Source organism: Nonomuraea sp. NPDC001831 (genome assembly GCF_042892035.1).
GTDB lineage: Bacteria > Actinomycetota > Actinomycetes > Streptosporangiales > Streptosporangiaceae > Nonomuraea.
This window is the reverse complement of record NZ_JBIATU010000002.1, coordinates 88627-100764: the sequence shown is the minus strand read 5'-3', so window position 1 is coordinate 100764 and position 12138 is coordinate 88627. Positions and strand designations below refer to the sequence as shown.

The window sequence follows — 12138 nt, the reverse complement described above, 5'->3', positions numbered from 1 at the left end:
CAGGAGGACCGCGATGAGCGCAGAGGATCTCGAAAAATATGAAACCGAGATGGAGCTGCAGCTTTACCGCGAATACCGTGATGTCGTCGGGTTGTTCACCTACGTCGTGGAGACCGAGCGTCGGTTCTATCTGACCAACTCGGTCGATCTCGACGTCCGTACGGCGGAGAACGGCGACGTCTTCTTCGATGTGAAGATGCAGGACGCCTGGGTGTGGGACATGTACCGGCCGGCGCGGTTCGTGAAGAACGTGCGGGTGGTCACGTTCAAGGATGTGAACGTGGAAGAGCTGGCCAAGGCCGACCTGGAGATGCCCAAGGAAGGGTTCTCGGGGTAGGTCGAAGGGGCGCCGTCCAGGCGGGGCCGGTGGGATGGCGGGGGTTCTCGGTGCGTCCGGTGGCGGCGTGTCGGGGTTGGGTGCGCTTGTGCTTGGACCTGGAGTTCCAGGGTTCTGGTGTTGCGCCTGACGCCGCAGCCCTGGGCGGACATCGCTCTGATCGGCCCCAGGTCCCAGGAAGCCTTGCTGCTGATTGACCAATGCCCGACCTCATCGGGCCGGTGCCTTGTGCGCATGTGACCCGCGCACCGGCCCATGCTGATCACCCCTGATGCCCGCTGGCACCTTGTCTGCTGATTGCCGGGCATTATCGGCACCCGCTCGGCACCCGCTCGGCACTGGCGTGGGCTGGGGCGCTCCCGCGTCCACGCCGGCGCCATCAGCACGCATTGGCCGTCATCCGGCCTGCGGTGAGTCGTCGTTGAACGCAAGGTGGGGCCGCCGGGCATGCGGAAGCGCTAGCCGGCTCGGGGTAGCGACGCCTGGCCCGCGAAGAGCGTTGACAGCTAGCTCAAGATGAACGCCATCTGGCCCAGTACACAGGGCGTCTTTCCCCATCCCGCCGCGTGGGGCCGCCTCCCCGCCGCGTGAGACCCGCCTCCTGCCATATGCCGCCCCGCACGTGCCGCCTCGCGAAATGGCCGCGTCGTGTCACACCATCGCCGTCAGCCGTCCGCATGGGCATCAGGGGCTGTGGAGGGCCGCAGGGGGCGGCACAGGGGCCGTAGGGCTCGTGGTCCGCCACCGTCCGCCGGAGCTGGGCAGCTGCAGATTCCATGGCGTGAACCATCCCCGCAGGACCGTCACCCCGTACATTGCGCCTGATCAGCAACGTCCGGTTCCGTCGTCCGGCATGGGACGCACCGATGACGACGCCTCCTGGTGCCGGCAACGAGTCTCCGTTGTGGGGAGTTATCCACAAGCCGCCGCCCAGCTCTCCCGGTTATCCCCAGAACCCCGTTCGCCTCCATCTGATCTCCCTGCCATCCGCCAAGGTCGGTGACCGAACACCGCACCGACGACGGACGAAGGGACGCCACCCATGGCCCCGAAAGACGAGCTCGGCAAAGAAGGCGAGCACCTGGCCGCCATCTACCTCGAAGCCAAGGGGATGACGATCCTCGAACGCAACTGGCGCTGCCGCCGCGGCGAGATCGACATCATCGCCGTGGACGGTCAAGTCCTGGTGGTCGTCGAGGTCAAGACCAGATCGAGCAGATCCCACGGCACAGCCTTGGAATCCGTGAACCACACCAAACTGGCGCGGCTCCGCATGCTGGCCACCAAATGGCTGTCGGCGCAGTCCCGGTCCTTCGAAGCCGTTCGCATCGACGTGATCGCCCTTGAGCGTTTCGCGGGCAACTTCGCCCTGCGCCACATACGGGGGGCGATCTAGATGGCCGTGGCCCGGACCCGCAGCGTCGCGCTGGTCGGGGTGAGCGGCCGCAGCGTCGAGGTCGAGGCCGACGTGGGCAACGGCCTGGCCGGCATCCACCTCATCGGCCTTCCCGACACGGCGCTCAGCGAGGCCCGCGACCGGGTGCGATCCGCCGTGGTCAACAGCAGTTACCCATGGCCCGACGCCCGTATCACCGTCAGCCTCTTCCCCGCCAGCCTCCCCAAGCGCGGGTCCCAGTTCGACCTCGCCATCGCCATGGCCATCCTGGGCGCCGCAGGAGTCGTCCCCGCGGAACGCATCGCCGAGCCCTTCTTCCTGGGCGAACTCGGCCTCGACGGTCGCATCAGGCCAGTGCGCGGCGTGCTCCCGTCCATCCTCGGCGCCGCGGCCGCGCACGAAGACGCCACGATCATCGTCCCCTCGGAGAACTCGGGGGAAGCCGGCCTGGTCCCCGACGTGAACGTGGTCCCGGTGGCTCACCTGCGCCAGCTGGTCGAATGGCTACGCAAAGGCGACAAGCCGCCCGAACCCGTGGCCGATGACCGTGTCGACACGCCCAAGCCCGTGGCCCAGTCCGCCGTCGACCTGGCGGACGTCGTCGGCCAGCCCGTGGCCCGCCGAGCGTTGGAAGTGTGCGCCGCGGGCGGCCACAACCTGTGGATGGTGGGCCCGCCCGGCACGGGCAAGACCCTGCTGGCCGAACGCCTTCCCACCCTCCTGCCGGACCTGGAGCTCGACCACGCCCTGGAGGTCACAGCCATCCACTCGGTCGCGGGGTTGCTGCCGCCGGACAGTCCCATGATCAACCGTCCGCCGTTCGTCAGCCCCCACCACACGGCGACGGCGGCCGCCATCATCGGTGGTGGCAGCACGGTCGTCCGTCCAGGAGCGGTCTCTCTTGCGCACAGGGGCCTGCTGTTCATGGACGAGGCCCCCGAGTTCCCTCGTCACGTCCTCGACTCGTTGCGGCAACCGCTGGAGTCGGGGCGCGTCACGGTGTCCAGATCCGCGGCGTCGGTCACGTTCCCCGCCCGGTTCATGCTGGTCCTGGCGGCCAACCCGTGTCCCTGCGCCCAGGCCGACGACCAGGCCGGCGCGACGTGCCGCTGTTCGCCCACCACAAGACGCCGATACCTGGGCCGGTTGTCCGGCCCCCTCCTCGACCGCATCGACATGAAGGTCACGGTCGCCCGTTCGTCCAGACGCGAACTCCTGGCCGACCGGCACTTCGTCGAATCCAGCGAGACAGTGGCCGAACGCGTCCTGCTGGCCCGCGAACGCGCCGTCAAACGCCTGGCCCACACCCCCTGGCGGACGAACGCCGAGATCCCCTCATCCGTCCTCCACTCCGATTTCCGTCCGTCGGATGCGGCGATGAAGCCCATGACCTCCTGCCTCGACTCGGGCTCACTCACCGCCCGCGGCCTCGACCGCACGCTGCGCGTCGCCTGGACCCTCGCCGACCTCGCCGGCAAGGACCGTCCAGAAGAGGACGAGACCACCGCAGCCCTCGGCTTCTGGCTCGGAGTACGACCGTGACCCCGGCCAACCGCTTGCCCACGAACCCGCCCATGAAAATCACCAGGAGGCCCCTGTGACCAGTCCAGAGCATGAGGCGCGTGCGGCCCTCATGCGAGCCGCCGACGTGGGCGACACGGCCATGGGCCGTCTGGTGGCGCACCTCGGTGCCTCCGGAGCGGTGGAGGCGATCCGCGAGCGCGCACTTCCACCGGCCTTCACCGCCCAGGAGTCCCGGCAGGAACGTCCGTGTGACCTGTCGGGGCGGCTGAACGCCTGGTTCCTCCGGCTGGCGGCGTCGAAGCCCGCCGCCGATCTGGAGGCCGGCGAGAAGCGCGGAGCCAGGCTGATCGTCCCCGGCGATCCCGAATGGCCCACGCAACTGGACGATCTCGGCCCGAGCCGCCCCCTCGGCCTCTGGTTGCACGGCACGGCAGACCTCCGTTTCGCCTGCCTGCAGTCCGTGGCCGTCGTAGGAGCCCGAGCCGCCACCCAGTACGGCCTGCACATCGCGGCCAACTTCGGCATCGGCCTCAGCGAAGCGGGCTGGTCCGTCGTCTCCGGCGGCGCCTACGGGGTGGACGGCGCGGCCCACAAGGGCGCCCTGCTGGGCGGCTCGCCCACGGTGGTCGTTCTCGCCTGCGGAGTGGACATCTGCTACCCGAGCGGCCACCAGGAGCTCTTCGCCCAAGCCCGCGAGCAGGGCGTCGTGATGAGCGAATGCCCGCCCGGCGTCCACCCCACCCGTGCCCGCTTCCTGATCAGGAACCGCCTCATCGCCGCCCTGACCAGGGGTACGGCCGTCGTGGAGGCAGCCCTGCGCAGCGGTGCCCTGAACACCGCAGGCCACGCGCTCACTCTCAACCGGCACCTGGGCGCCGTGCCGGGGCCCACCACGTCCGCGTTGTCGGCCGGCTGTCACAAACTCCTGCGCGAACGCAAGGCGGTCTGTGTCACCACTCCGGAGGAAATGATCGAACTCGTCGGCGTCATCGGCGACGACCTGGCCCCCCAGACCCGAACGCCCGTCGTCCCCCGCGACGGTCTGAGCGAATCCACCAAGAGAGTCCTGGACGCCATCCCCACCCGCGGCGGCGCCGGTCCGGCGTCGATAGCGGTCTCAGCGGGCGTCAGCATGGACATCACACTGAGCGCCCTGGGCGGTTTGGCCGCGGCCGGATACATAGAACGAGCTGGCGGCGGTTGGCGCCTGCGCAAAACCACATCGAGCTACCCGAAAGCCCCAGAAACCATGGCCCTGGCCCCACCCCCGGCCAACGAAGCCCCAGCCACAGACCTCCCGCCACCTGCGGAAGACGACACCCCACCCCCGCCCCACCCCGAAGAACTCGCACCCCTTACCTGACCAACCCTTGCGACGTAGGGGCATGCGGCACCACCGATGTGGCAGCCACCAAGACCCAGGCGGAGAGTTCATGGGGTGAGATGGTGGGGGGATGGGGGCATGGAAGCGACCGAAAATGACTGACATGTGGGTAATGCGATGCTCAACCACGCGCCGTAGCCGCCGTTCGTGCCGTGCGGTGCCGGGCCGCTCGGACGGATGCTCGGGAGGTTGAGCTGCACACGGCCCCCATGGCGAGCCCGTGCCATCGGGCGGCACAGCAGTGACAAGTAATGGCGAACGTTCGTGGGGACAGTGGGTGAAGCCTTGAACAACGACTTGAACGACAACCTGAACCGCGACGTGAATGACAGCCTGAGCAGCGACCCGAATCACGATCTGCACCCCGACCTGAACCCGGATGTGAACGCCGGCCTGAATCGTGATCTGAACCCTGATCTGAATCGTGACTTGGATGCCGACGAAGTGCTTGCCGAGTTCGAGAGATATTTGCGGTTCGAGCGAGACCTTTCCCCACATACAGTGCGCGCCTACCTCTCCGACGTCACCGCCCTCCTCGACCACCTCCGTGGACGGCTTGACGGCCTGGACATCAGCGAGCTGCGAGGCTGGCTGGCCGACCAGCACAGTGCAGGCAAGGCAAGAGCCACGCTGGCACGCAGAACGGCCTGCGTCCGTACCTTCACCGCGTACTGCCACCGCCGGGGTTGGCTGGCCGCCGACCCCGGCCTCTTGTTGGGCAGCGCCAAGGCGCCACGTCCCTTGCCTGCCGTGCTCGACCAGGAGCAGGCGCAGACCGTCCTGAGCGCGCCGCAGTCCACCGGCGATCCCAAGGACCTCCGAGACCAGGCCATCCTTGAGCTTCTGTACGCCACAGGTGTGCGCGTGGGTGAGCTCTGCGCGCTCGATGTCGATGACGTGGACCGTGACCGGCATGTCATCAGGGTCCTGGGCAAGGGACGAAGGGAACGTTCCGTGCCGTTCGGGCTGCCGGCGCTTCGAGCTCTGGACCGATGGTGCATCAACGGGCGTCCCGTCTGGGTTCGGGAACGCTCCGGGCCGGCCCTCTTCCTCGGAGTCCGTGGCGGCCGGATCGACGCCGGCACCGTACGACGGGTGGTGCACGCGCGGCTGGCCCAGACCGAGGGCGCCCCGGACATGGGCCCACACGGACTGCGGCACACCGCGGCAACCCACCTGCTCGAAGGGGGCGCGGATCTGCGCAGCGTCCAGGAACTACTCGGTCACGCCTCCCTCAACACGACCCAGATCTACACCCACGTCTCGATCGACCGCCTCCGCACCGCATACCGCCAAGCCCACCCCCGCGCCTGACACAGACACCAGACGCCATTGCTCCCGTCGCCAACCCCTCGCTGCCCTGCTGAGCGCAAGGCAGCCCGACCCGGAGTCTCGTGCGGCCCGTCAGCTCCCCCTCGTCAACCCCTCGCTGTCCTGCTGAGCGCAAGGGGCACAAGCCGTCGAACCAAGCGCCTACAAGGGCAGACGCCCCGACAGAACCCACAGGCGACGCAGCACGAGGCGTTCGGGCGTGCTGCGCATTTACGTGCTGAGCAGTTCTCGTACCGACGCCAACGGCCCAAGACTTGAAGGCCACGTCGTCCTGGGTACCCGATGGTGCGACGACACGGGAACGGCGTCGATGCGCGAGGCATGTGGAGAGGCGAGAGGGAATGATGCGATGAGCATGTTCCTGCCGCGCAGGCCGTGTTGGATCCACGGTGTGAGCGAGAGAGCGGCGGCGACCCACCTAACCGCTGGTTGCTCTACCGGATGGGAGCGCACGCGGGAGGCGGGCGCGCGGGGACGTGGGTGACGTACAGCGGCTTGGTTGAGGGTCTGAAACTGCTGGCTGGCGCTGGTTTGCTGGACGTTCCGGATCACCTGCCGTCATCCCACAGCAGGACGCCTCTGTATCCGGCCCGCTTCGAGGAGGAGCGGGGCACGAAGAACCGCGCACGGGAGGGGCGCGGACGGTATCCCACAGCAGGACGCCTTTGCAGCCGGCCCGCTTCGAGGAGGAGCCGGGAACGAAGGACCGGGTACGGAAGCGGCGCGGACGGTAGAGGAAGAAGCCACTCCAGCCTTGGAGGGGGTACTCGCGGGCGTGGTTTCCCGCCAGGGGCCAGCCGCCGCCCGGGAGTCTCCCGCCCCACCAGGGGGTGCAGGATCTGGCACAGATCCAGCCACTATCCGAGCGAGTCTCCAGCTCGCCCGGGGAGTGCCCGGCTCCGGCGAGGGGCCAGCCCTCGCCCGAGTGAGTCCGGCGAGGGGCCAGCTTTCGCCCGAGTGAGTCCCCGCTTGGTGCGGCCCCCTGCTGGACGAGCTTCCTCTTGCGGTGGAGAGAAGCGTCTCGCTTCCAGGGGAACGGTGGCCATGCGGCGACTGGGCTGACCTACGGCGTTGCCGATCGTGTTTCATCCAGTGGCGGTGAATGGGCATCGTGGTTGCCTTGAAGGAATCTATGGGTTGGTGCGCGTGGTCGTTGTGGGGCTCTCGTCGTGAGCTTGCAGCTCTTCGGTTGGCGGGTGGGTCTGGGGGATTGAAGAGTGAGTCTTCGGGGGCGGTTTCGACAGGATTAGGAGCGTCGTGAGGGTGGGTTGGGGCGTCTGTGCACCCCTTCCGTCGGGGGTTTGCGGTGTTGGCCGGTTCTTGAGCCGTAGTGCTTGTGGGGGCGTCGGCGGCGGCGTAGGGCTGTGATCAGGAGGGCGACGCCGAGGAGGGTGCCCAGTCCGATCGCTGGGGCTGCTGACAGCGAAGCCGCATGTGTCAGGAGCCGGAGGACGGTTGCTAGGGGCCTGGTGGGGACGCGCGTTGGCTCATGGCGCTGCTCGTGAGCTCTGGCTGATTCGTTGCGGGCGGGAAGGTCGCTGGAGCGCATCTCCGGGTTGGAGGGGGTGACTTCAGGGGTGGTGAGCGGGGGCTCGGGGTTCGGCTCTGAGGCGAGGGCAAGTGCCTGCAGGACTGTGGAGTAGGGGGATGGGAGCGCCTTCCGTGCGTCCGAGGATGAGTCCTGGAGTGCAAGGGCTGTGAGCAGGGGCGGGGGGAGGGGGACGAGAAGCGGGGGCGGAGGAGGAGGAGGAGGCACGGGGGCATTGAGGAGCAGGTTCCGTGCCAGCGGGGGAGGCGGGTTCAGGGGCGGAAGTAGGGGCGGAGACGGGCGGTAGAAGGCGGCGGACAGGCTGGTGAGCCGAGGGAGGGCGGATGGGGGCGAGGTGATGAGTGCAAAGCCTTGCGAGAGATTGAGGGGGACATCAAGCGGAGCTTCGGAGGGCTCGACGTGGACGGCGTGGGGCGCTTCGGAGGGTTCGAGGGGGACGGCGGAGAGCGCTTCGGAAGGCACGGGGGGATTGGCCAGGAGTGCTTCGGTGGGTGGTTTGGGGGCCGGGGGGAGCAGGGGTGGGGTGATCGGGGGCGGGGCCGTCGTAGGCCAGATGGGGAGGAGGCGGATGGGGGCGTGGCCCAGGAGGAGGAGTGGGTCCAGGTAGCGGGCGCTTTGGATCAGGCCCCAGTGCAGGCATGACTCCTGGCAGTGGCCGTGTACGGCTTGTACGACCCCCAGACGGCTGCCCATCGTGACCGGCTCACCCCGCTTCACCGATGGGCTGATCGGCAGGTACGTCGTTCGGAGGCCGCCTGGGTGGTCGATCGTGACGACTCCTCTTCCGCCTACTGGACCTGCGTAGCGGACGGTGCCTGAACCTGCGGCCAGGACGGGTGTGTCGGCGGAGGCGGCCAGGTCCATGCCGCGGTGTCCGGCCAGCCACGGTGCGGCGGGCGGGGCGAAGCGGCGCAGGATGCGGGGGTTGCCGTCGAGTGGCCAGCGCCAGACAGGTGGGGCGGCCTTCGCCAGCAGGGGAGCTGGGGTGGCGATGGTCATGAGCATGATCGCCGTCGCGAGCACCACCAGGGAGATCACGGCACGGCGGGCCGCGTTCTGCGTGCATGATCTCGGCGGTGGTGGTGCTGGGCGAGGGGACAGGGCGGGGAGGCGTGGACGAGGGGGCATGGCGGGGAGTCTTGCCGGGAGCGAGCCGCGGAGGTCGAGGCGAGCAGGATTCTGTGGACGGAGGAAGCGGTGGGGAGCCTCCTGTGGACAACCTGCCTGTGCCGAGCTCCGTCGCCCGCCCGCCCGGTGGAAACCCCCGGGTGGAAATCCGCCCGGTGGAAATCCGCCCGGTGGAAATCCCGTCCGGTGGAAATCCCGTCCGGTGGAAATCCCGTCCGGTGGAAATCCCATGGACGAGGTCATCCGGGCGATGCAAGAGTCCCACCGTGAGCCCGACCGCAGCCATCCCCGAAACCGTCCCGCTGGCCGATGGCCTCGTTCTGCGGCAGGCACGGCCCGCGGACCTCGACCAGATCAGCGCGCTGCTCACCGAACGTGGCGACTCGGCCGACGCCCTCGACCATCGGCTGGTCGTCTCGGATCCCGACGCCGGCTGGTCCGCCTGCGCCGTGGTCGTGGATGGAGATCGGGTCGTGTCCACTGCGACGCTCCTTGACGAGGAAGTGCGCATCGGCGGCATCCGCCTACCCGCCGGCCAGGTCGAACTGGTCGCCACCGACCGCGAATACGAAGGGCGCGGGCTCGTACGGGCGCTCGTGCGATGGGCTCACGGCCGGTCCGCCGCCCGTGGTCACGTTGTTCAGGTGATGATCGGGATCCCGTACTTCTACCGGCTGTTCGGCTACGAGTACGCCATCGACATACCGTCTGCGCTGACCTTGCGCACGCCACCGGCCGGTGAGGGCACGCCCGCACTCCGCGCCGCCCGGCCCACCGACATTCCGGCCATGGCAGCCCTGCAGGACATGGCTCAGGACCGGTTCGACCTGGCCATGCCGCATTCGGCGGCCTGCTGGCGATGGCTGCTGGACCACCAGGCGAGCACGTCATGGGTCCTGGAGCACTCGGGCACCGTCATCGCCACCGGACGCACCACGCCTCCCGACGACGATGGCGAGGTGCTGCTGGCCGAGGCTGCCGCCGCCGACGAGATCGCGGCACTCGACCTGCTCCGTGCCGTCGTCGCCCGGTTCCCGGGGAGTGAGCTGAGGGTGGTCCATCGGGCCGGGTCCGTGACGGCCACCGCCTGGCAGGAGTTCCTCGACCACGAACCGCGGAAGCGGGCGGAGCAGTACTACGTGCGCATTCCGGACGTCGCGGAGCTGCTCGACCGCCTCCGGCCGCTGCTCTGGCAGCGCCTCACCGCAGAGGGGACGGACCGCACCGGCGAGGACATCGTCATCTCCACCTTCGGCGCTCATTACAGGATCCCTGTTGGTGTCGACGGCCTCGGCGAGGTCGTCACCGGTGGCCCGATGCAGAGACCCGGATCCGTGAAGGGCATCGGAGTGGCACCCGACCACTTGCCCGCCTTGTTGTTCGGTCCGTACGGGATCGAGGGGCTGACCCGGATCCGGCCCGACGTCTACACCGGAGAGGAAGAGCTGTTCCAGGCGCTCTTCCCGCCGCTCACCGCCGATCTGCTCAGCTACTACCTGCCGTATTAGGCCCGGTTCCAGCTTCAGGTCGTTGTTCGGCGGAGCGCGATATGGCCGAATGCTGCGGCATCTGCGGCCATCGATGGCTGCTTTCAGCGGTGGCGGCTCAGGCGGCCTCAGGATGGTGACAAGCAAGGGGCACCGGAGCCGCGACGGTGCAGGGCAGGTCACCGTTGCGTCACCACCACACGGCCGATGTGCCGATCGATCCAGAGCTGCTCCAAGAACTGGAGAAAGGCTGTGGCAAAGGAGCGGGCCGCCCCAGTGACGGGAACCACCGACGCCGGGAGGTGGAGGGACCAACGGAGGGCCCGGCGAGGGGCGCCGTAGGCCCGTGAGGGCGAGGGCTCTGGCTGCATGCCGTGAGGACCGGTGCAGACGCTGTGGGCGTAGATGCGGTTCCCGCGATGCCTAGGGGCCGTGAGCGGTGGGGGCGGGGGTCGCGGTGGCGGCGGGAGCGGGACGCGGGGTCGTAGCGGTGGAGGGAGCGGGACGCGGGGTGGTGATGGTGGTGGTGGCGGGAGCGAGGCGTTGGGCGGGCGCGGTGCGGGATCTGGGGGAGTGGGAGTGGCTAGATGACTGAGTGGCGCTTGGATTCGATCAGGTTCTTCAGTGTCTGGGGAGTGGGGTCGTACGGGGGAGGGGGCGGGGTTTGGGAGATCTGAGGGCGGTTGGGGCGTAGGGGGGAGAGCCAGATCCAGAGGCTGCTCAGGGCGATGCCCGCCGCGCTCAGAAGGATCACCGGGCGCAGGCCCATGAACTCGGCCAGTACGCCGCCCGTCAGGCCCCCGACGGCCAGGACGCCCTGTACGGCGAAGGTCATGGTGGCGTTCACGCGGCCGCGGAGGGCCGTGGGGGCGTCGCGGAGGGTGATGACGCCCATGCAGGTGGCGAAGGCGACCACGATGACGCCGGTCATGATGCCCGTCAGGCCGAGAACGGTGAGCTTCACCCAGAGCGGGCCGGTCAGGAGGCCGACGGCGAGGATGTCCAGCGGGAAGAACAGGACCGAGACGAGCAGGATGCGGTTCTCGCCGTAGCGCTTGGACAGGCGGGAGGTGAGCCAGGCGCCCAGGAGCCCGCCCGCACCGCTCAGTGCCGTGAGGAAGCCGATCATTCCCTTGGGGATGTCGAGCGTGTTGACCATGTAGAGCATGTAGACGGCGATGTACGCCATGGCGAAGAAGTTGATCGTCACGCCGGCGCCCAGGACGGCTCGGAGCGTCGGGTGGGTGAGGCTGGTTCGCAGGCCCTCGACGATGTCGCGCCACATGCCGGACGAGCGGGTGGGCTCGTTGTGCTCCGGAGTGCGGATCGAGCGGAGCAGGAGGGCGGAGGCGAGGAAGGACAGCGCCTCGGCCAGTACGGCGAACGGCGCGGTGAGCGTCTGGACCAGGATGCCGGCCAGGCCGGGGCCGCTCACGGAGGCCACCGAGTACGAGGCTTGGAAGCCGGCCATGGCCTCGGTGCGCTGCGACGGGGCCACGACCGCGGCTGTGTAGGGGAAGTTGGCGGATTTGAAGATGACGCCGGCCGTACCGATGACCAGGGCCACGATGATCAGCCAGGGCACGGTGAGGACACCGAGCAGCCAGGCCAGCGGGACGGTGGCGGCGGCGGCGCATGAGACGAGTTCGCAGGCGATCATCAGCGGGCGGTGCCGGGTGAGGCGGTCGGCGATGGCGCCGGACTGGAGGCCGAACAGCAGGGCGGGCAGCGGGGCGGCGGCGGTCAGCAGCCCCATCTCGACGGGTGAGGCGGTCAGCAGCGTGATGGCGGTCAGGGGGACGGCCAGCTTGGAGACCTCCGAGCCGGTGATCGAGATCGTGCGGGCGCTCCACAGCAGGCGGTAGTCGCGCTGTTTGCGCAGGGGGAGTGGGGGCGTCGTGTCCATGCTGGGGTCTCCGGGTGCGAGTTCGGGTGGGGGCGGGGCTCGAAGGGGTGCAGGCCGGGCGGGGCTCGGAGGAGCGCTGCTGATGGCGGGCGCTT

The 12138-nt window shown here is 68.9% G+C and carries 8 protein-coding genes; 6 read left to right on the top strand and 2 right to left on the bottom strand.

Annotation, left to right across the window (positions count from 1 at the left end; translation table 11 throughout):
• Positions 1–13: 13 nt before the first annotated feature.
• The 5 genes from ACFYYW_RS05990 (at position 14) to ACFYYW_RS05970 (ending at position 5955) form a co-directional block, all read left to right on the top strand.
• Complete coding sequence (locus ACFYYW_RS05990; RefSeq protein WP_026215037.1) at positions 14–337, top strand: DUF2469 domain-containing protein; 324 nt, start codon at positions 14–16, stop codon at positions 335–337.
• A gap of 1042 nt (positions 338–1379) precedes the next feature.
• Positions 1380–1733, top strand: coding sequence for a YraN family protein (locus ACFYYW_RS05985; protein ID WP_387645692.1), 354 nt, complete (start codon positions 1380–1382; stop codon positions 1731–1733).
• Positions 1734–3275: a YifB family Mg chelatase-like AAA ATPase gene (locus ACFYYW_RS05980; RefSeq protein WP_352323793.1), complete on the top strand. Its 1542-nt coding sequence runs from the start codon at positions 1734–1736 to the stop codon at positions 3273–3275.
• A 55-nt stretch (positions 3276–3330) separates the two neighbouring features.
• Positions 3331–4620 (top strand): DNA-processing protein DprA, encoded by a 1290-nt coding sequence (gene dprA / locus ACFYYW_RS05975; RefSeq protein WP_387645687.1) that lies wholly within the window; start codon positions 3331–3333, stop codon positions 4618–4620.
• Positions 4621–4926: 306 nt separating this feature from the next.
• The gene (locus ACFYYW_RS05970) at positions 4927–5955 is read left to right on the top strand and encodes a tyrosine recombinase XerC (RefSeq protein ID WP_387645684.1); all 1029 of its coding nucleotides are present in this window, start codon (positions 4927–4929) and stop codon (positions 5953–5955) included.
• A gap of 1264 nt (positions 5956–7219) precedes the next feature.
• Here the strand turns inward: ACFYYW_RS05970 and ACFYYW_RS05965 are convergent.
• Entirely contained in the window at positions 7220–8386 is a 1167-nt protein-coding gene (locus tag ACFYYW_RS05965; RefSeq protein WP_387645681.1) for a M23 family metallopeptidase, read from the bottom strand.
• Between the two features lie 530 nt (positions 8387–8916).
• On the opposite strand from ACFYYW_RS05965, the gene ACFYYW_RS05960 reads away from it, so the two are divergent.
• Positions 8917–10158 (top strand): GNAT family N-acetyltransferase, encoded by a 1242-nt coding sequence (locus tag ACFYYW_RS05960; protein WP_387645679.1) that lies wholly within the window; start codon positions 8917–8919, stop codon positions 10156–10158.
• Positions 10159–10720: 562 nt separating this feature from the next.
• On the opposite strand, the gene ACFYYW_RS05955 is transcribed toward ACFYYW_RS05960, so the two are convergent.
• Positions 10721–12043 carry an MFS transporter gene (locus ACFYYW_RS05955; RefSeq protein ID WP_387645677.1) on the bottom strand — a complete coding sequence of 441 codons (1323 nt, stop codon included), beginning with the start codon at positions 12041–12043 and terminating at the stop codon, positions 10721–10723.
• Positions 12044–12138 lie beyond the last annotated feature (95 nt).

Excerpts from the sequence above, each read along its gene's own strand:
- ACFYYW_RS05990 (WP_026215037.1), top strand. The coding sequence starts at position 14 with ATGAGCGCAGAGGATCTCGAAAAATATGAAACCGAGATGGAGCTGCAG.
- ACFYYW_RS05985 (WP_387645692.1), top strand. The coding sequence starts at position 1,380 with ATGGCCCCGAAAGACGAGCTCGGCAAAGAAGGCGAGCACCTGGCCGCC.
- ACFYYW_RS05980 (WP_352323793.1), top strand. The coding sequence starts at position 1,734 with ATGGCCGTGGCCCGGACCCGCAGCGTCGCGCTGGTCGGGGTGAGCGGC.
- ACFYYW_RS05965 (WP_387645681.1), bottom strand. The coding sequence starts at position 8,386 with ATGGACCTGGCCGCCTCCGCCGACACACCCGTCCTGGCCGCAGGTTCA.
- ACFYYW_RS05955 (WP_387645677.1), bottom strand. The coding sequence starts at position 12,043 with ATGGACACGACGCCCCCACTCCCCCTGCGCAAACAGCGCGACTACCGC.